Origin of the sequence: Pseudomonas syringae, from assembly GCF_001698815.1 — a bacterium.
Taxonomy (GTDB): domain Bacteria; phylum Pseudomonadota; class Gammaproteobacteria; order Pseudomonadales; family Pseudomonadaceae; genus Aquipseudomonas; species Aquipseudomonas syringae_A.
In genome coordinates this window covers 1-19,190 of record NZ_LGSI01000065.1, presented here as the reverse complement: position 1 = coordinate 19,190, position 19,190 = coordinate 1, and the positions used below count along the sequence as shown (strand labels likewise).

Below are 19,190 nucleotides of genomic sequence, written 5' to 3'. Positions count from 1 at the left end.
CAAACGCCGTGCTGTACCTAAAAAGAAGGACCGGAAAATTGAGCGATCAATCCACTCCGAACACTGCACTCGCCAGATTCTGCGCTAAAACCGGCATTCCCTATCCCATGTTCTGGGGCTTCGTTGGCCTGCTGATCTTCATGATCGGCGATGGCGTCGAGCTCGGTTATCTCTCCCCTTTTCTCAGCGAACGCGGCATGCCCGCCGATGAAATCGCCATGGTGTTCACCACCTACGGCATCACTGTCGGCATCTCCTCCTGGCTGGCCGGCGCACTCTCCAATATCTGGGGCCCCAAGCGCGTCATGCTGCTCGGCCTGATCATCTGGAGCGCTTTTGAAGTCCTGTTCCTGATTTACGGCCTGCAAGAACTCAGCTACTCGATGATCCTGCTAACCTACGGCTTGCGCGGTTTCGGTTATCCGCTGTTCGCTTATGGCTTCCTGGTCTGGATCGCCGCCGCCACGCCTTCACGCAAAATGGGCATGGCCGTTGGCTGGTTCTGGGTGGCTTATGCTGCCGGCTTGCCGACTCTGGGTTCGCTGGTGGCAAGCATCAGCATCCCGATGATTGGTGCGATGCAAACTTTCTGGCTGTCCTTCGCCCTGGTAGTGGTCGGCGGCGTGATCGGTCTGGTGGGCATGCGTGAAGCTCACGGCATGCAGCGTCTGGCACCCGAGGGCGAAAGACCCATGGTGTCGATGGCAAAAAACATCACCATCATGTGGAAAGTGCCCAAGGTGTCACTGGCCGGTCTGATACGTGTGATCAACACGTCGTCGATGTTCGGCTTTTTGGTGATCATGCCGGGGTTCTTCATGCACACCGTCGGCTTCAGCCTCGAAGAATGGCTGCGCCTGCTGACGATCGTCTTCGTGTTCAACATCATCGGCAACCTCGCCTCCAGCGTGATCAGCACCCGCATCGGTTATCGCAACACGATCCTTTGGCTGGGCGCAGTCGGCAGCACGATCAGCACGCCGCTGTTCTTCTTCATGCCGCAAGCGTTCCCCCATGACTTCCTGATTGCCTCGGTGTTCGGCGCCTTCTACGGGTTGACGCTGGCCTGCTTCGTGCCCCTTTCGGCACTCGCGCCGGCCCTCGCACCGCAGAACAAAGCCGCAGCGCTTTCGGTATTGAGTCTGGGTGCTGGCGCTTCGACCTGGGTTGGTCCGGCAATCGTTGCGATGTTCCAGGACAGCTTTGGCCTGGAGGGTGTGGTCTGGGCATTCACCGGGTTGTACGCGCTGAGCGCCGTGATGACTGCGTTCCTGCAGGATCCGGAACCGGTCTGGGAACCGAACCTTACCAAGATCAAACGCAAGATCCGCATCCGCATCCCGCGCCTCGACAAGCGCTGGGCGCATGCGAGTGACAGCAAGTAGATAGGTCGCTGTCTTTGTTGGAGCGAGGCTTGCCCGCGAAGAACGATAACGCGGTGGCTCTGGGTCACCGAGGCGTCTGATTCGCGGGCAAGTCGGAACGCCGCCCGCTCGCTCCAACGAGCATTTCAATTCAACGGTTGTGCCTTCCCGGATAAATCCGGTTCCACAGGTGCGCGACGGGGGCTGGCTTCAACGCCGCAAAACATAAAACTTGCTGTCCACCGCCATTACCGGAAAGCTCTTCGGCAGTTCGGTTTTGGCGACTTCAACGAAGCCATGCTTCTCGTAAAAGCGGTGCGCCGCGAGGAATTTGTCGGTGGTGCCGAGGTAGATCTCCTCTACTCCTCGCGGTTTTGCTTCCTCCAGCAGCGTATTCAACAACAGCGCCGCAACCCCGAACTCACGCCCACGAAACGCCTGCGCGACGAACATTTTGCGCAACGCGGCCTGCTGCCCGCCGATATCCTTGAGGCCGATGGTGCCGATGATTTGCTGGTCGTGTTTCGCGACCCAGAAATCCCCGCTGCCCACCTGATAGAAGTCGGGGATGGACTGCAAGTCGGGTTGGTCTTCGGCAGTGATGGCGATGCCGAATTCTTCACGCTGGATCGGCACGATGACATCGATGACGCCTTGCTGGTCGGCTGGCTCGAAGCGGGAAATCTGGATGTTGTTTGAAGCTTGCACGGCGTTGGTTCTCCGTTGGTCGAGATACAAGGAGTGAACTAGTGTGGGAGCGAGCTTGCTCGCGAATAGGCACGACGCCTCGCCAACAAGTTGGCTCCAACAAAATCTGTATTAACCGCCTTTCGCCCACTCCCTCAATAAATACTTCTGGATCTTGCCCGTCGAGGTTTTTGGCAGGGCGGCGAACAGGACGGTTTTCGGGACTTTAAAGCCTGCCATGCGTTCGCGGCAGAACTGGATGATTTCCGCTTCGGTGACTGCTTCATGGCCTGATTTGAGGGTGATGAAAGCGCAGGGGGTCTCGCCCCATTTCTCGTCGGGTTTGGCGACGACGGCCGCTTCAAGGACGGCGGGATGACGATACAGCGTGCTTTCGACTTCGATGGTCGAGATGTTCTCACCGCCGGAAATGATGATGTCTTTGAGCCGGTCACGGATTTCCAGGTAGCCGTCCGGGTGCCAGACCGCAAGGTCGCCGGAGTGAAACCAACCGCCATCGAAGGCTTGGTCGGTGGCTGTCGGGTTGCCGAGATAACCCTTCATCACGGTGTTGCCGCGCATGTAGATCTCGCCGATGGTCGTGCCATCTTTCGGCACCGGTTGGTGGGTCAGCGGATAGGCGACCATCACACCTTCCAGGGTCGGGTAGCGCACGCCTTGGCGAGCCTTGACCGTGGCGCGATCATCGGCGGCCAATTCGTCCCACTCGGCCTTCCAGGCGCAGACGGTGACCGGACCGTAGGTTTCGGTCAGACCGTACGCGTGGGTGATGCAGATGCCCATGGCTTCGACCGACGCGATGACTTTGGCCGGTGGCGCGGCGCCTGCGGTCATCGCATGAACCGGATGCTCGAAGCTGATAGCGCCAGCATCCGGTAAATTCGCCAGACCGTTAAGTACAATCGGCGCGCCGCACAGATGGCTGACGCGATGCTCGCGGATCAGGCTGATGATTTTCTGCGGGTCGACCCGGCGCAGAAACACATGGGTTCCGGCCTGAGCGGTGATGGTCCACGGGTAGCACCAGCCGTTGCAATGGAACATCGGCAAGGTCCACAAATACACCGGATGCAAACCCATGCCCCAGGCCATCTGATTTCCAATGGCATTCAAAAACGCACCGCGATGGTGATACACCACGCCTTTGGGGTCGCCGGTAGTGCCAGATGTGTAGTTGAGCGAGATGGGCGCCCATTCATCCTGCGGCCATTGCCACTCGAACTCGGGATCGCCAGCGGCCAGCAGCGTTTCGTAATCCAGATCACTGAGCTGCTGACCCTGGCCGTATTCCGGATCGTCTACGTCAATCAGCAACGGTGGATTGTCCAATAGCGCCAGGGCGTCGCGTACCACCGCTTGAAACTCGCGGTCGGCGATCAAGACTTTGGCCTGGGCGTGCTTGAGCATAAAGGCGATGGTCGGTGCATCGAGGCGCACGTTCAGGGTATTGAGCACGGCCCCAAGCATGGGTACGCCGAAATGCACGTCGAGCATCGCCGGAATATTCGGCAACATCACCGCTACCGTGTCGCCTTCTCCTACGCCGCGCTGGCTCAGGGCCGAAGCCAGTTGTCGGCAGCGAGTGTAGGTTTGCGCCCAGGTGCGACGAATCGCGCCATGGATCACTGCTGGATAATCGGGATAGGTCGCGGCAGTGCGCTCGATAAAGCTCAGCGGCGTCAGCGCGATATGGTTGGCCGGGCCTTTATCGAGCCCCTGGTGATAAATGGACATGTCAGCACCCTGGCGAATTATTAGCTCTGAACCCTTCACGCAAGATGAAGAGCCGGTGGTTTCAATTGATTGCTCTCCACGTTATAGCTTGCCTGCCATCCGCTGCGCTGGCTCCTTTGGATCAATTGCGCTTTTAGACCGTTTGTGCAACGCAAACATCTCGCGCTATAGCGAAAGGCTTACACGAGCTGATGGCAATTGGCTCTGTGCGCACCTCGCCCGGAAGCCTAAGATTGGATCCAACAACTGATGCGCAGGACGCGCACAGGATCAAGGATGATCGACCATGGCCCGGAGGGCTTACCGACAGGATGTTGGAATGGTCTTGAAGAAAACCCGCCTCGGCGGGTTTTTTGTTGGGCGCGGAAAAGTGTACATCTCGTTGGAGCGAGGCTTGCCCGCGAAGAGGCCGGTACGTCCGCTCATTTCCAAATTTGAAAAAAAGCTTCGCGGGCAAGCCTCGCTCCTACGACACCCTTCCAAGTATCAACTTGCTTACAACAGGAACACAATCAGCTAACAATCCAATGTCAATGTAAATAGTATGAAAAGACGTTCATCCAAGGCTAAGTAAGTTGTACGCTTGCGACTTCCTAACTGTATCGCCTCAGGTCATTATTTATGAACCGCCTCCTCTGGAAGTTGATTCCAAAGACGCAGCGCGAACTATTGCTTGAGCGTCTTCCGGTCATTGACCGACAAGTCGTGAACAAGACATTGTCCGGCAAGAACCGCTTTCCTGCGGAGTTCGACGCGCTGGAGTGTGTGTTCATTCATGTCCCGAAGTGTGCGGGCAGCAGCGTCGCAACGGCCTTGTTCGGCAGCACGCCCACCGGTCATATGCCGCTCTACTGGTACGAAAAGCAGTTTAACGAACGCTTTCAGAACTATTTCAAGTTCGGCTTTGTACGCGATCCGTTACAACGCGCCTGGTCGGCTTATAGTTACTTGTTGAATAACACACAAGACCGGGACAAGGCCGCCCATGCGCTGGTCAGTCGCTACGAAAACTTTGACGAGTTCATCGATAACTGGCTGCGCCCGGAAAATATAACTAAACAGATACATTTCACGCCCCAACATTACTTTCTGCAAGATGCCATGGGCCATCTGAATGTGGACTTCATCGGGCGTCAGGAAACCCTGGAAGAAGATTTCCGCAAGTTGTGCATTCATCTTCACGTCAAAGCCGAACTGCCCCATATCAATCGCTCGTCGGCCCCCGGCAATCAGTTCGTTCAGTTTTGCTCCCCCGCTACCCGCCGCCGAGTGCGCGAGGTCTATGCCCGTGACTATGAGTTGTTCGCTTATGACTGAGCGCAAACCGCTGATCATCGCGCCGAATCTGCTGGTGAATCAGATGCAACGTGAAGACATGAAGCAGCAGCATGCCTGTTGCATCTGGCTGACGGGGTTGTCTGGCGCCGGTAAATCAACGCTGGGCATCGAGCTGGATCGAACGCTGCAACACAATGGCTTGCACAGTTACTTGCTGGATGGCGATCGATTGCGTCAGGGAATCTGCCGGGATCTGGGCATGAGCGATGCCGATCGCCACGAAAACGTGCGGCGTATTGCCGAGGTGGCCAGGCTGATGGTGGATGCCGGACTGATCGTGATTGTCTGTGCGATTTCACCCTTCCGCGCCGACCGCGATGCCGTCAGGCACTCTCTGGCAGCCGGTGAGTTCATTGAAGTGCATGTCAGCACGCCCTTCAGCGAATGCGCACGACGGGACACCAAAGGGCTGTATCGCGCCGCGCAGCAAGGCCGGATCAAGAACTTCACCGGCTACGACAGCCCGTATGAAGCGCCGCTGCAGCCGGAGTTCAGCGTGGATACCAGCGTCGATGATTGCACAGCCCTTATCGATCAGATTGTGGCCGGGCAATTGGGCGACCTGGCGTCAGCTGCGTTTCGCGACGCAACCACGACGCTATCGCGCAAATCATTCTGAGTCGGGAACGATCCCGGGCCGCAGGGCTCACATTTTGCAGGCAGCTATCGCCATCGAGGTCGGCGGACGGCTTTTAGGTCAACTCCAGGGTCTCCGCTCGGCTTAACGTCATTTCTGCTGCGAGTACCCATCGATGGAACACTTGTTGCCCCAGAGCTGGCTGGAGCTTTTGCCCCTGCCGTGGCTCAGAACCGTTATCGTCGCGTGCTTTGCCGTACTTGTCGCCTTGTTGATTCGCTGGGTGGCATTCACGGTATTGCGGCGCATTGCCAATTCATTCGTGTTGCCTCAACAACTGCTGCACCGCGCGGCAAACCCGACCGTGTGGCTGCTGCCGCTGCTGGCCTTGCAGACGGTGTGGACTGCGGCACCCGACGATCTGCTGATGATCCCGACAGTGCGCCACGTCAACGGCTTGCTGGTCATCGCCGGCTTCACCTGGCTGGTGCTCAGTTGCGTCAATGCCGTGGGCGAAGCGGTGGCGATTCACAATCCGCTGGATATCGAGGATAACCTCAATGCGCGGCGGATTCAGACTCAGGTCCGCGTGTTGGTGCGCTGCGTAAACGCGCTGGTGCTGCTGTTCGGCACCGGGCTGATTCTCATGAGCTTCCCGGCGGTGGCGCAGATCGGCACCAGTTTGCTGGCCTCGGCCGGTCTGGCCGGACTGGCGGCGGGTTTCGCCGCAAAACCGGTGCTGGGCAATTTGATTGCCGGCCTGCAAATCGCCATTTCCCAGCCCATCCGCCTGGATGATGTGGTGATCGTCGAGGGTGAATGGGGCCGCGTCGAGGAAATCAGCGGCACCTACGTGGTGATCAAGATCTGGGACGAACGCCGCATGGTGGTGCCGCTGCAGTACTTCATCGAGAAGCCTTTCCAGAACTGGACACGCGCCACCTCCAGCCTGATTGGCTCGGTGTTCGTCTGGGTGGATTATTCGTTGCCGGTGGAAGACCTGCGCGCCGAGGTGCAGCGTATCTGTGAAGACATTCCGCATCTGTGGGATGGCCGCGTGTGCGTACTGCAAGTCGCCGACACCAACGCCAAGGCGATGCAGCTGCGGGTGTTGTTGAGTTCCGCCGACTCTTCGCGCAGCTGGGATGCCCGTTGCCATATGCGCGAACGCCTGATCGCGTTCATCGCCAAACAGTACCCGCAAAGCTTGCCGATGCTGCGTACCGAAATTTCCTCGCGCAATGTGCGTCCGGAAATCGAAGGTCACGAAACCCCAACGGAGGTGCCGCGTCAGCCTCCGGTTTAAAAATGGAATGCAAATCCCCGAACTTGTTGGAGCGAGGCTTGCCCGCGAAGACGGTGTTTTGAATTCGGAAAAATGGACGGATGTACCGGCCTCTTCGCGGGCAAGCCTCGCTCCAACGGAATTTGCGGCGTTCTTGTAGGAGCGTGTTCGGTGCTAGCACTTTGCTTCCTGTCAGAAGTGACAGTAGCGAGCAAGCGTCATTTGGGGGGATGCTGCCGATGCGGCACATTGGCATGGAGCGCCATCATGGACGATCTGAATCTCATCAATATCGGCACCGATAAAATCACTGCTTTATGGGATGTGGTGCTGCAATACGGGGTGGCAATCCTGCTCAAGATAGTGACCGCGATACTGCTCTGGATCGTGGGACGCTGGTTGATCGGGGTTGTCGTCAATATGGTCCGGACTTCGCTGACCCGGCAAAAATTCGATCCAACGGTGCTGCGCTACCTGGGCTCGTTCATCACCGTGGTGCTGAACATTTTCCTGGTCATTGCGATCCTCAGTTATTGCGGCATCGAGACCACCAGCCTCGCGGCATTACTGGCAGCAGTGGGCCTGGCCATTGGTATGGCGTGGTCCGGGCTGCTGGCGAATCTGGCGGCAGGCGGGTTCATCATCGTGCTGCGGCCGTTCAAGGTCGGCGACCTGATCAGCGCGGCTGATGTGACAGGAACGGTCATGGAAATCGGCTTGTTCGTCACCTCGATCAACACGCTGGATAACGTGCTGACCATGGTGGGCAACAACAAGGTTTTTGCCGGCAATATCGTCAACTTTTCCAGCAACCCGTTCCGGCGCATGGAGTTGACTGCAACGCTGCCCGCCTCAGTGGACGAGCGCGCTGTAATTTCAACGCTCAAGCAACAGATCGGCAGCATTCCCGATGTGCTGGCCAACCCGGAAGTGGACATCAATCTTTCGGCCATTTCCGCGGACGCCTTGACCCTTTCAGTCAGGCCTTATTGCCATAACGACCATTACTGGGCGGTGTATTACAAATCTGTAGCAGTGATCCGCGACTTGCAGCGCAACATTTCGAAATTCCAGACCGCTGGCTGATGCGCGGCGAGGTCGGGGCTGATGCTGATCGCGCTCAGCCCTGACGTCGGGGTTTATTGACCGGACATCCCGCCAACCTTGCCCATGATCATCGCGACAAACTGCTGCGGGGTCATTTTGACGCCGTTGAAGTCCACGATGTCATTGGCGTAATGCAGGTCTGAGACCACGTTGTCGCCATCGACCTTGGCCAGTTGCAGCACCACGGCCATACCGCCGACCATGTCGCTGGCAGCCTTGGCTTGCTCGGCAATCGCGGCAGCATCGGTCAGGCCCGCAGCGCGCGCCTGCAGCGTTGCAAGGTCCTGGATCATTGGCTTGGACAACACGACTTTAGCGTCCAGCTGGCCGATGCTTTTCGCGGCGACAGCGGACGAAGGCTGATCGAGCGAGCCCGGATCTGCCAGATCGACAGCAACCCGCACATGGCTTTCGCCGTTGGCGGTTTTGAGCGACAGCTTCTCAAGCTCGACATGCGGCTTGCCGACCAGCAACTTGGCCATTTCGGCATCCAGCAACTGTTGATCAGCAGGCTGCAGCGCCAACTGCAGAGGTTCGCCCGCAGCGGCAGCGGCCTGTTGTTGCGGCAGGATTTTGGTCTGGTACAGCTGATACAGCGCTTGCGTCGCCACCACATCAAAGTTGCTGACTTTGAACGCCAACTGCGCGGCGCCCACGTCGTTACCCTGATAGTTGATCATGCCGACGTTGTAATTGACCTGTGCGGCAAATTTGCCGTCGTCTTCCTGCGCAAGGTTGGTGTTGACCACATCCTTGAACAGCATGGGCGGCTGACCGGCAACCTGAGCCAGGGCGCTGGCGATTTTCAGATTACTGTGGCCCAGGTAGAAACCGGATTTGCCCTTGGTGCCGCCGCTGTCGAACGTCAGGCCCTGCATACCCAGGACGACCTGGCCGTCGGGACCGGTAACGTCCAGCTTGAGGTTGTCCATGTTGCCGGTGAGTTTGACCTTCTCGGCATCGGCGCTCGCGTCCACATCGACAGTCAGGCCGGAGAAGCTGAACGTGCCGTCCGTATCGTTCATTTCCAGCGGCGACAGTTTCAGCGCCCCGCTGACTGCACGGTCGTAGCCGACACTGGCGTAACCCGTGACCGGCGCGACGCCTTTGCTCATGGCAAACCACTTTTCCGCGCTTGGGCTTTTTTCCATCTCGAAGTTGCTCTGCGCCATGACCGGCAACAGTTTCAGCGACTTGAGACGGGAGAACGGCAACGGGCCATGTTCGATGCGATCGACGAACAGGAACTCGGCATTCGTGCCGTCGGCGGACAGGTTCGGATCCTGAATAACAAAACGGTAATGCGCTGTGCTGCTGAATACATGGCGGTCAATCGAGAGCAGCTCGATCGTCATGCTGCTGTTGCTGCCGGTCAGCGAATTCTTCAACTCCTGGTTGGCGTTCTGGATCGAGTCGCGCAGTACGCCTTCAAGTCTGGTGCCGGTGTACCAGGCGCCGCCAGTGGCCAGGGCTCCTGCGACGACGATGACGCCTACTGCGATGCCTGCTGATTTATTCATGTTCGACTCGAGGATGTCCGTTTCTGGATGTTGAAAGAAGTCTTCCCTGAACCAGGGCGGGTTTTGATGGCCTTAGACATGCCAACCAAAATCATGCCGCCTCGGTGAAAAGTTGCGAGAGATTATCATCGACGGCTTGGAGCGGCCCAGCGATGTTGCCCTGTTATGTGTACGAATACTCCTTTTCGACAGGTGTTGGGCAGCGACATGGCTATTTGGTTTCAGCCACTCCAGATTCATTCGCGGGTAGCAATAGCCGTCCTACAGACGTTAGGCTGACGTCAGGTTTGAAAAAACAGGATCCGAGAACATGACTGAACTGCAAAGCGAGCGAGGCCCGATCAAGGCCGTAATTTTCGACATGGACGGCCTGTTGCTGGATACCGAAGGTATTTACACCGAGGTCACCCACCTGATTGCCAGCCGCTATGGCCGCACATTCGACTGGGCCGTGAAACAGCACACCATCGGCCGTGGCGCTCGGGATTTTGCCGGGTTCGTGATTCAGGAGCTGGAGCTGCCGCTGTCGGTGGATGAGTTTCTCGACACCCGCGCGCCGATGCTCGACGAGCGTTTTCCCAAGGCTGCGGCCATGCACGGTGCCGAAGCGTTGGTGCGTCATCTGGCGCAGCACAATATTCCCATCGCCGTGGGCACCAGTTCATCGATCCATTACTTCAAGGCAAAAACCGAACTGCACCGCAGCTGGTTCGAGCTGTTCGAGATCGTCGTCACCGCCGATGACCCGGACGTGGGCGCAGCCAAACCTGCGCCGGATATTTTCCTGGTTGCCGCCCGTCGTCTGGGCATCGACCCAGCCGATTGCCTGGTGTTTGAAGACTCACCCTTCGGCGTAACCGCCGCCAAAGCCGCCGGCATGTATGCCGTCGCGGTGCCTGATTCACATATGCCCGTCGAGCAGTATGAACATGCCGACCTGCTGCTGGGATCGCTGGCTGACTTCCCGCTTGAGGTCTGGGGTTTGCCGGGGATGAAGGCTTAACGCCCAGGTTTCAGAGGACCGCCTTTATCGGGGAAAACGCCCTCCCGGCTAAAGCCGGTCCTACTGATTGCCGCACGCTCTGTAGGAGGGGACTTGTCCCCGAACAGGCCGGTTCAGCCAAACGCAATCTGGCTGCCAGTTTGCCATTGCCCAGATTGACGCCCTTCCGGACAAGTCCGGTCCTGACAGAGCAGCAAAAGAGCGCATTTGCCGTGTGACGGCACCTCGTAACATTTGCTTGCATCTTCGTCGTCTTTTTTTCGCATCTCATCCGTCTTAGGGGTATGCCCAAAATTTATTTGGCACGACCTTGTCCGCCATCGGACCGGTTGTCACTCTCAAGACAAGATTGCGCCCCATGTCCAAAAAGTCGCGTTCGCGTATCTGGTTTCTGGTTCACAGCTGGCTCGCCCTGCCCATCTGGTTCTTTGTGTTGATCGTGTGCGTAACTGGCACGCTGGCGGTGGTCAGCCAGGAGATTGTCTGGCTCGCGCAGCCTGAGGTGCGCGCGTCCAAACCTTCGGATGACGCCCCACTGCTGACCCTCGGCGAGGCGGTAATAGCCGTCAACAAGGCGCGGCCGGAACTGGTGATCAGAAACATCGTGCGCCCGGATGAATCACATTTCGCGCTGACCGCCAGCGTCAGCAATCCCGACGGCACGCTGACCACGCTGTACGTGAATCCCTATACGGGCGTCATTCAGGGCAAAGCAGCAACGTTCAACTTCCGCGGCTTCACCCGGGCGCTGCATGGTTGGTGGCTGGTGCCCTTTACCAATGGGTTCAGTTGGGGCTGGTATCTGGTGTCGTTTCTGGGCCTGCCGATGTTGCTGTCGCTGATTACCGGGTTGGTGGTCTACAAGCGTTTCTGGCGCGGCTTCCTGAAACCCAAGCTGCGTTTCAATCAAGGTTCCAGGGTTTTCTGGGGAGACTTTCATCGGTTATCAGGAATCTGGTCGATCTGGTTCATTGCCGTGATTTCCATCACCGGTACCTGGTTTCTGATTCAGGCGCTGCTGTTCGATAATCGCATTTCCATCTCTTCCGAAGGCGTACCGGTCTTTGTCGCCCGAGAAGAAGTGCCAATTTCGCCTTCCGGTGAACGGCCGCCGACCTTCAATCTTGATCAGGCAATCAACGTCGCCCAACGTGAAGTGCCGGGGTTGGAAATCAGCTTCGCCGAGCTTCCCGGCACCGCCTATGCGCCGCTGACCGTGGGTGGCCGCGGTTGGTATCCGTTGATGTTCCAGACCGCCGAGATCAACCCTTACAACGGCGCAATCATTGGCCAGCGCCTGCTTGCAGATAACTCGAAGCTGGAATTCTTGACCGAATCGATGCGGCCACTGCACACCGGGGATTTCGGCGGGATCTGGATCAAGATGATCTGGTTCGTGTTCGGTCTGCTGCTGAGCATGATGGTGCTCAGCGGCTTGCTGATCTGGAGCAAACGAACGGCGCTGGCTACCGTCGCATTGCTCAAGCGCCCGGAGCGTGACATGCAGCGCCTGAAAGCGGTGAACGCCCTCAGAAAGGAACTCAACTCATGAGCCGGACCGCCACCGCCAACAGGAAAAAGCCTGCCGCGCCCACCACTCGACTCGCACGTTGGTGGCTCAAGTGGCGCTTTCATCTGAATATCCTGCTGCTGTTGATTCCGCTGGGTTTCATGCCGGCGTACTTCAAGAACGCTGCGTTTTTTCGCGGTGATGCCGGGCTTGGCGAACGGATGATCGGCGATATTCAGGTCGGCCCGTGGAGTCTGACGCTCGCTGAAGTCCATGACGAAGGCCCCGAGTCGGACGGCCCGGCGGGTTTCGTCAAGGAATTCAACGCTGCGCTCTGCCAGGCGTGTATCAGTCAGGTAAAGGTCGGCTACATGCGCGTTGGCAAACCCCGCAGCCTGCGCGCTGCCGGAGCGATTTTTGAAGGCAGTCCGTACCGGCTGGGCGCAGAAGTGCCGGTGCCGACGACGACTCAGGCCGATGATCAGTTGTGGATAACCCTGGAGGGTTGGGACGGCTCGGTGCATCAGAAAGCAATCCCGCTGACCGAAGCCTCACCGAAGACGATCGAGTGGTTGGCCAAGAATGGAGACAAACCATGATCCGCTTGAACGCATTGCGTCTGCTCGCGCTCGTCGGCTTGATCGGCGTGGGCAACACCGCCTACGCCCACGGTCTGGTGTGCAGCTGCGAAGAACTGCCCGACCAGCAAGTGCGCTGTGTTGGTGGTTTTTCCAGTGGTGACGGCGTGCCCAACGTGACCGTGGATGTCATTGATTACAACGAACGCATCCTGATCCCCGGCAAATTCGGCCCTGACTCCACGTTTACCTTCAAACGTCCGAAAGGCGAGTTCTACGTGCTGATGGATGTGGGCGCAGGGCATGTTCTGGAAGTGGATCATTTGCAGATCAAGCCGGCGCTTTGAGGAGTTCTGACTCTGTTGGAGGCTTGCCCGCGAAGTACGATAACGCGGTAGATCTGGACCATCGAGGCGCCCAATTCGCGAGCAAGCTCGCTCCCACACAAGTTCACTCCTACAGTTCCTTGTTAATCCCCAGCGCCGTGGCGAACGCCTTGACCAAGGGGCTGCGCGGGGCGTTGTGGCGCAGGATCATGTTGAGGTTGGTGCGAATGTTGATCAGGTCGGGACGCAACGCACGCAACACGCCGTCACGGACCAGGTGCGCAGCGAAATGCTCGGGCAAAAACCCGATAAAGCGCCCGGTCATGACCAGCATTGCCACCGCTTCGACCTGGGAAGCTGTCGCGGATTGGCTGTCCAGGGTCACGAAGTTGGCCTTGTCGCCATGCAGCGCATAACGATGGTTGACCACTTCACAGCCGCGCAGCACGTCGACATCAATCTCGCGCTCATCGACATCGAAAAGCGGATGGCCAATTGCGCAGTAGGCGTTTGAAGTTTCCTGATAAAGATCGAAGTAATCGAACTCTTCGCGACGCTGATAAACCGGGACGACACCGACGATCAGGCGTCCTTCAACGATGCCGCGCTCAATGTCATCCAGCGGCGAGGCATGCAGGCGCAATCTGACCTTGGGCGCTTCGTCATGCAGCACGCGCAACGCGGCAATCAGCGGCGAGTTGGGGTCCTGGAACGTGTTGTCGATCACCCCGATGTTCAGGTCTCCGGTCAGCTCATTTTGCGCAGAACTCAGGCGGTCGCGAAAACTGTCCACCGAGGCGAATAAATCAATGGAAGCCTGATAGACCAGCTTGCCTTCTTCGGTCAGGCAAAAGCCTTCCCGACCACGGGTGCACAGGCGCATGCCGAGGCGAATCTCAAGATCGGAAATCTGCTTGCTGATGGCGGCCAAGCCAACGTTGAGTTCGTTTTGCGCGGCGCTGAAACCGCCGGCCTCGACCACCGCCTTGAACACCCGCAAGAGTTTGAAATCCAGTCCGCTGAGTGACAACGGGGGACGATTTCCGGGCTTGGGGGGCAAGTTTCCAGAACCGGAAAGTGGAGTGTCCATAAAGCTGATTGACCTCAGTTGCCTTTTTCAACAGGCTGCGAGCCACGATACGAACATAGCCAACGGTGATTGGCAACTTCACCTCAAGGACATCAACCTCGCGTGGCCACTTACTCTCTCGTTATCCGCCGCCTGATGATCTGCTCGCTGACCATCGTCGTCAGCCGGGCGATTACCAGTCCGTTGCTGACATTGTTTCTGAGCACGCGATTGGGGCTGAATCAACAGGATGTCGGCTTGCTCATGGGCATTGCAGTGTTCCTGGCAACCTTGCTCGGGCTGTATGGCGGTTACAGCATTGATCGTCTGGAAAAACGCAAACTGCTGATCGTGGCCATGCTTTCCAGCGCGATAGGTTTCACGTTGCTGACCTTCGCCCACGACGTGTACCTGACCACGCTGACGCTGGTAATCACCGAAACGGCATCGGCATTGTTTCTGATCGGGTCCAAAGCCATCATCAGCGAGAACCTGCCGATTGGTCTGCGCGCCAAAGCCTTCTCCCTGCGCTACACGCTCACCAATATCGGCTATGCCACCGGCCCGATGCTGGGCGTGATCATCGCCGGCTATTGGCCGCTGGCGCCGTTTTTTATCGCTGGCGCCATCGCCTTCGGCAGCCTGTTCTTGATGATTGGCATCCCGCCGACCCAACGCAGCGACGAGGTCAAACCGCAAAGTTTTCTCAGTACGCTGCACACGTTGAAAAACGATCGCACGCTTATCCTGTTCACCAGTGGCAGCCTGCTGAGCACCATCGTGCATGGGCGCTTCACCCTGTATCTCTCGCAATTTCTGCTGGTGACCCAGACGTCTGCGGCAGATGCCTTGAAGATTCTTTCTGCCATGCTGGCCTGCAACGCAGTGACGGTGATTTTGCTGCAGTATCAGATCGGACGCTTTCTCAAGCGCGAGCAATTGCCTTACTGGATCGTGGCGGGCACCGCGTTGTTCGTGATCGGTCTACTGGCGTTCAGTTTTTCCCACAGCATGCTGGCGTGGTGCATCGCGATGTTCGTGTTCACTCTCGGTGAAATGATCATCTATCCCGCTGAATATCTGTTCGTCGACACCATCGCGCCCGAGAACCTGCGCGGCAGTTACTACGGCGCGCAAAACCTTGCGGCGTTTGGTGGCGCATTAAGCCCGGTGATTTGTGGCTACTTGCTGATCAACACGCCAGCGCCGACCATGTTCTATGTCCTCGCCGGACTGACCGCCATGGGCGGCATGCTGTGCTTCTGGAGCGGACGCAGCGTAGCGCTGGGGACCGATGTTCAGGACTTGGCGGATGAGACTTCCAGCTGATCATTGCCAAGGCGCAGGCTCTCCGAAGAGTTGACCCTGCGCCGCCTGAATGCCCATCTCACGAATGACGCGCAACTCGCCCTCGGTCTCGACACGTTCGGCAATCAGCGGCAGATCGATGCTGTGGGCGGCGCGCTGCATCGCTTCGATAAACAGGCGCTTTGGCACTTCTACATCAATGTTGCGGATATAGCTGCCGTCGATTTTCAGGTAAGCCAGCCCCAGGCTTGAGAGGTCGCCAATCATGCTGAAGCGGCCGCCGAAATGCTGCACCGCCAAGGCAAAACCCAACTCATGCAGGCGCGTGGTCAGCGCTTGCAACCCGGCCTGCTCAGACATGCGTCGGGCATCGATTTCAAGGGTCAGCCGCGAGGCAGCTGAAGCGTGTCGACGCAGCAGCTCGAAGGCTTGCTCACAGATGGCCGGGGCCTCCAGCGTAGTGCCCGAGACGCTCAATGCCAGTGGTTTGTGGTGCTGAGCCAGCTGTTCAAAAACAGACTCAAGCATCAACAGATCCAGCCTCGACGACCAGCCGAAGCGTTCGATCCAGGGCAGGAATTGACCGGCCGGGAGCAACTGCCCGTGTGGGTCACGCAACCGCGCGAGCACTTTGTGATGCAGCACCTGCGTGGCGTCACGAGTGTCCACCACCGGCTGGAAAAACAACTGAAAGCTGCGCTGAGTCAGCGCCTGATCCAGCAAGCGATACCAGGCGTGATGATCATCTTCTGGGTTGGATACTGCGCTACGCGGCGCCATGCTCCAACCCGGATCGTGCTGATTTTCCGCCTCGACCAATGCCTGGTCCGCCAGCCCGATCACGGTTGAGGGGCTGTCGCCCGGACTGAATGCCGCCAAGCCAATCGACGCAATGGGTGTGACATCAGAAGCGCCGGTTTCCTGCAGGCTGACGAGGCCGCTTCGCAGCTTTTGAACCAGCAGCAACGCATCTTCCCGGCCCATGCCAGGACCCAGCACGGCGAATTCACCACCCCGATTGCGCGCGAGCAGGTGACGCGTTTGAAGATGGCCAGCGCATTGACGCGCGAGCAGATCGCTGATTGCCAACAGCAGCGAATCGGTGCGATTGCCACCCAGACGCTCATTCAACCCGGCCATATCGTTGACCCGCAACAACAGCAGATAACCTGGGCTGGCATCCTCTCGACAGGTCAGATACTCCGCGAGCTGCATATCGAAATAACGCCGGTTACCCAGCCCGGTCAGACTGTCTTGCCAGCACTCGACACGCAACTGCTCGGTTCGCTGGGTGTTCTCGACAAACAGCGCTTGCAGCTTGTCGACCATCTGGTTCATCGCCTGCACCACCCGCCGCAATTCCGGGGTGCCGGGCAGCGCTGACAGACTCAGGAACTCACGACGGGCGATGGCATTAGCTTGCGCAACCAGGTAGTCCAACGGTCGAAGCCGGCGTTTGAGCAACAGGCCGCCCAATACTGCGCTGAGCAAGCCACAGATCAATAACCAACCCAGGCTGCCCAACGCGCTTTGCCAGAGTTTCTGCACGGCGAACAGGGGATGGCTTACCACCTCGACCCGTGCCGCCTGCTGCCAACCGCGACTGATAATTGCACTCCCACCGGCAGGTTCCAGCGCAATCAATTTGATAAACCATGCAGGCACGTCGTTGGTATTGGGTTGAGCCTGGCGCTGTACCAGCGATCGCCCACTGGCCACGTCCACGACCTTGATACTTGTGTAATACCCGCTGTCGAAAATCGCTGAAGTCATCAATTCGACCATCGCCGGATCATCGACGACCGGAGTCAGCGACAGCGCCAGTGCCGTCGCCGCATCCTGGGCATGGGAGTGCAACTGGGCGACGTATTGGCTACGTGAGCTTTCCAGGCTGATCAAAAAGCCGCCGCTGAAGGCAACGATCAAAAACAGGCATATGGCGATCAATAGCTGTTTGAACAATGACATCGGCGCTCCTTGCTCCGGGCAGACTATCGTTCAGGTTCTGGCGGAAAGCCTTCGGCTCGCATTTTTTTCAATACATCCTGCCAACGGGACAGACGCTTGCTATCGCCCGCCCTTGTATTGCCGGAATCACCCAGGAGCCATACACCTTCGCCGTTAAACGCATACACCGGCAGCAGATCTGGGCGCTGGCTTGCGGGCGCTATCACATCAATCAAACTGTCCAGAACAAGGGGTTCGCCAGCTGGAGTGGCGTAATAGGTCAGCACCATATGAGCGCGATTCAGGCCTAACGCCTTCACATAGGTAATCAGCAATTTTTCGCTGGGGACGCCCAGGCGCCGCAGGCTGAAGTATTTGGCAATTGCATAGTCCTCACAGTCCCCTGCGCCCTTGATCAGCGATTCCACCGGCGTCGCCCAGTAATCCGGCTGGTGCCACAGCTCGCTATCTTCTCGATAATGCAGTTGGCGATTAAAGAACCGATTGACCAGGTTCAACTGTTCCAACTCGCTGGACTGGCTGCGTGTGGCCAACAGATTCTGCCAGGCGTCGATGCGCTCCCGCCCTTCCCCCAGCGGCCCATACAAGGATTCGGCACGATGGCTGATGACGGCAAAATCCCAGTCAGCATGAACCGCGCCGATGAAGCTGAGGGCAACCAGCACGAGCGCGATACAAGGCCCGCAGCCAAGTTGATCAAACGCCGAGCGTGCCGCCATGCAGTGATTCCGTGTGGCTGGCCATTTGCGCTTGATGTTGCAGTTTCGTTCGGAGAAAGACAATGGCGCGGTGAGATCATCTTCTCAATAGATAAGCGACAGTACGCAGGGTCAACCGCGTTGCAAGCGCGCCATGGAACGACTAATCCCTTGGCAAGGTTTGACAATGTGTTGAGCTGTTCTAGTGTCAATTGGATCCAATCCCGTAGCTCCCTCAAAGAAGTATGGTTATGCGCAATCTCGATAGACAAAGCCTACTGCGCGGACTTCTGGGCGATGAACAGCCTCCAGCGCATCTGGCCAGGACGGTTATCGAAGAAAGGCTTCGCAACGCGATCCTCGATGGTCGCTTGCCCGCCGGCATCGCGCTGCGTCAACAGGAGCTGGCGACCTTGTTTGGTGTCAGTCGCATGCCGGTACGCGAAGCACTGCGTCAGCTCGAAGCGCAGTCCTTATTGCGCGTCGAGACGCACAAAGGGGCGGTGGTCGCACCGTTGATCAATGAAGATGCCATGGACGCCTACGCGCTGCGGATCCTGCTGGAATCCGAAGCGCTGCGTCAGTCGATTCCTTTGCTGGACGAAGAGGATCTCGCCCTGGCGCGGTGTTGCGTGGAGCAACTGGAGGTCGAAACCGATTACAGCGAAATGGGCAGGCTTAATCGAATGTTCCATATGGCGCTGTATGCCAAGACACACAACAAACGACTAATGAACTTGGTGGAACAAGGCCTGAATGAGGAAGAGCGATTCCTGCGTTTCAATCTTTCAGCGATGGGCCTGGGCAAACTGTCTCAGAAGGATCACTGGCATCTGTTTGAGCTGGCCAAAGACAAATTGGTGGAGCAAACCGTACAAGCGCTCGTGCATCACCTCAATCGCGCTATGGAAGCCATCACCCGGTACCTCAGTAGCCGGCCGAGTGCCGAACCGGTAAAACTGCCCGAACAAAAAAAGAGTAATAGTTGACGTGGGTGCGACTTGTGCGCGTCTGGTATCGCGTCACTGTTATTCAGTCTGCAGAAAAACAAAACCCCTGAACGCGTAAGCGATCAGGGGTTCTGGAATTCAATCTTG

General features: G+C 57.9%; 17 protein-coding genes. 11 read left to right on the top strand and 6 right to left on the bottom strand.

From position 1 onward, the window contains the following. Window positions 1–38 precede the first annotated feature (38 nt). The gene (locus AFK24_RS21845) at window positions 39–1,385 is read left to right on the top strand and encodes an MFS transporter (RefSeq protein WP_080482238.1); all 1,347 of its coding nucleotides are present in this window, start codon (window positions 39–41) and stop codon (window positions 1,383–1,385) included. A gap of 189 nt (window positions 1,386–1,574) precedes the next feature. Here AFK24_RS21845 and AFK24_RS21840 read toward each other — a convergent pair whose 3' ends face one another. Both AFK24_RS21840 and AFK24_RS21835 read right to left on the bottom strand, forming a co-directional pair. Beyond that, window positions 1,575–2,072 carry a GNAT family N-acetyltransferase gene (locus AFK24_RS21840; RefSeq protein WP_065835209.1) on the bottom strand — a complete coding sequence of 166 codons (498 nt, stop codon included), beginning with the start codon at window positions 2,070–2,072 and terminating at the stop codon, window positions 1,575–1,577. A 111-nt stretch (window positions 2,073–2,183) separates the two neighbouring features. Then, window positions 2,184–3,806, bottom strand: coding sequence for an acyl-CoA synthetase (locus AFK24_RS21835; protein ID WP_065835208.1), 1,623 nt, complete (start codon window positions 3,804–3,806; stop codon window positions 2,184–2,186). A 621-nt stretch (window positions 3,807–4,427) separates the two neighbouring features. Between AFK24_RS21835 and AFK24_RS21825 the strand changes: the two genes are divergently transcribed. The 4 genes from AFK24_RS21825 to AFK24_RS21810 all read left to right on the top strand — a co-directional run bounded on the left by AFK24_RS21825 (window position 4,428) and on the right by AFK24_RS21810 (window position 8,092). Then, a complete protein-coding gene (locus tag AFK24_RS21825; protein WP_065835206.1) occupies window positions 4,428–5,123 on the top strand; it encodes a sulfotransferase family 2 domain-containing protein in 696 nt (231 codons plus the stop codon). Beyond that, window positions 5,116–5,763 (top strand): adenylyl-sulfate kinase, encoded by a 648-nt coding sequence (gene cysC / locus AFK24_RS21820; protein ID WP_065835205.1) that lies wholly within the window; start codon window positions 5,116–5,118, stop codon window positions 5,761–5,763. The genes AFK24_RS21825 and cysC overlap by 8 nt, the downstream gene beginning before the upstream one ends. Window positions 5,764–5,896: 133 nt before the next feature. Further along, on the top strand, window positions 5,897–7,027 hold the full coding sequence (locus tag AFK24_RS21815; RefSeq protein ID WP_065835204.1) for a mechanosensitive ion channel family protein: 1,131 nt from the start codon (window positions 5,897–5,899) through the stop codon (window positions 7,025–7,027). A 246-nt stretch (window positions 7,028–7,273) separates the two neighbouring features. Continuing rightward, window positions 7,274–8,092 (top strand): mechanosensitive ion channel family protein, encoded by an 819-nt coding sequence (locus tag AFK24_RS21810; RefSeq protein WP_065835203.1) that lies wholly within the window; start codon window positions 7,274–7,276, stop codon window positions 8,090–8,092. 53 nt (window positions 8,093–8,145) lie between these two features. On the opposite strand, the gene AFK24_RS21805 is transcribed toward AFK24_RS21810, so the two are convergent. Beyond that, on the bottom strand, window positions 8,146–9,633 hold the full coding sequence (locus AFK24_RS21805; RefSeq protein ID WP_065835202.1) for a YdgA family protein: 1,488 nt from the start codon (window positions 9,631–9,633) through the stop codon (window positions 8,146–8,148). Window positions 9,634–9,943: 310 nt separating this feature from the next. Here AFK24_RS21805 and AFK24_RS21800 point away from each other — a divergent pair, with 310 nt between their 5' ends. From AFK24_RS21800 to AFK24_RS21785, 4 genes are all read left to right on the top strand, one after another. Then, window positions 9,944–10,636 carry an HAD-IA family hydrolase gene (locus tag AFK24_RS21800; RefSeq protein WP_065835201.1) on the top strand — a complete coding sequence of 231 codons (693 nt, stop codon included), beginning with the start codon at window positions 9,944–9,946 and terminating at the stop codon, window positions 10,634–10,636. A 358-nt stretch (window positions 10,637–10,994) separates the two neighbouring features. Then, window positions 10,995–12,188 carry a PepSY-associated TM helix domain-containing protein gene (locus AFK24_RS21795; protein ID WP_065835200.1) on the top strand — a complete coding sequence of 398 codons (1,194 nt, stop codon included), beginning with the start codon at window positions 10,995–10,997 and terminating at the stop codon, window positions 12,186–12,188. Then, window positions 12,185–12,745 carry a thiamine pyrophosphate-binding protein gene (locus AFK24_RS21790; protein ID WP_065835199.1) on the top strand — a complete coding sequence of 187 codons (561 nt, stop codon included), beginning with the start codon at window positions 12,185–12,187 and terminating at the stop codon, window positions 12,743–12,745. The genes AFK24_RS21795 and AFK24_RS21790 overlap by 4 nt, the downstream gene beginning before the upstream one ends. Then, window positions 12,742–13,071, top strand: coding sequence for a hypothetical protein (locus AFK24_RS21785; RefSeq protein ID WP_065835198.1), 330 nt, complete (start codon window positions 12,742–12,744; stop codon window positions 13,069–13,071). Before AFK24_RS21790 ends, AFK24_RS21785 begins: the two co-directional genes overlap by 4 nt. A gap of 109 nt (window positions 13,072–13,180) precedes the next feature. Here AFK24_RS21785 and AFK24_RS21780 read toward each other — a convergent pair whose 3' ends face one another. After that, window positions 13,181–14,140, bottom strand: coding sequence for a LysR family transcriptional regulator (locus tag AFK24_RS21780; protein WP_065835197.1), 960 nt, complete (start codon window positions 14,138–14,140; stop codon window positions 13,181–13,183). Between the two features lie 102 nt (window positions 14,141–14,242). Between AFK24_RS21780 and AFK24_RS21775 the strand changes: the two genes are divergently transcribed. Then, complete coding sequence (locus AFK24_RS21775) at window positions 14,243–15,448, top strand: MFS transporter (protein WP_065835196.1); 1,206 nt, start codon at window positions 14,243–14,245, stop codon at window positions 15,446–15,448. Here the strand turns inward: AFK24_RS21775 and lapD are convergent, their stop codons facing one another. Both lapD and lapG read right to left on the bottom strand, forming a co-directional pair. Then, window positions 15,449–17,395 carry a cyclic di-GMP receptor LapD gene (lapD, locus tag AFK24_RS21770; protein ID WP_065835195.1) on the bottom strand — a complete coding sequence of 649 codons (1,947 nt, stop codon included), beginning with the start codon at window positions 17,393–17,395 and terminating at the stop codon, window positions 15,449–15,451. Between the two features lie 23 nt (window positions 17,396–17,418). Next, window positions 17,419–18,114 carry a cysteine protease LapG gene (gene lapG / locus AFK24_RS21765; RefSeq protein WP_065835194.1) on the bottom strand — a complete coding sequence of 232 codons (696 nt, stop codon included), beginning with the start codon at window positions 18,112–18,114 and terminating at the stop codon, window positions 17,419–17,421. Window positions 18,115–18,344: 230 nt separating this feature from the next. Between lapG and AFK24_RS21760 the strand changes: the two genes are divergently transcribed. After that, window positions 18,345–19,082 (top strand): GntR family transcriptional regulator, encoded by a 738-nt coding sequence (locus tag AFK24_RS21760; protein ID WP_065835193.1) that lies wholly within the window; start codon window positions 18,345–18,347, stop codon window positions 19,080–19,082. Window positions 19,083–19,190 lie beyond the last annotated feature (108 nt).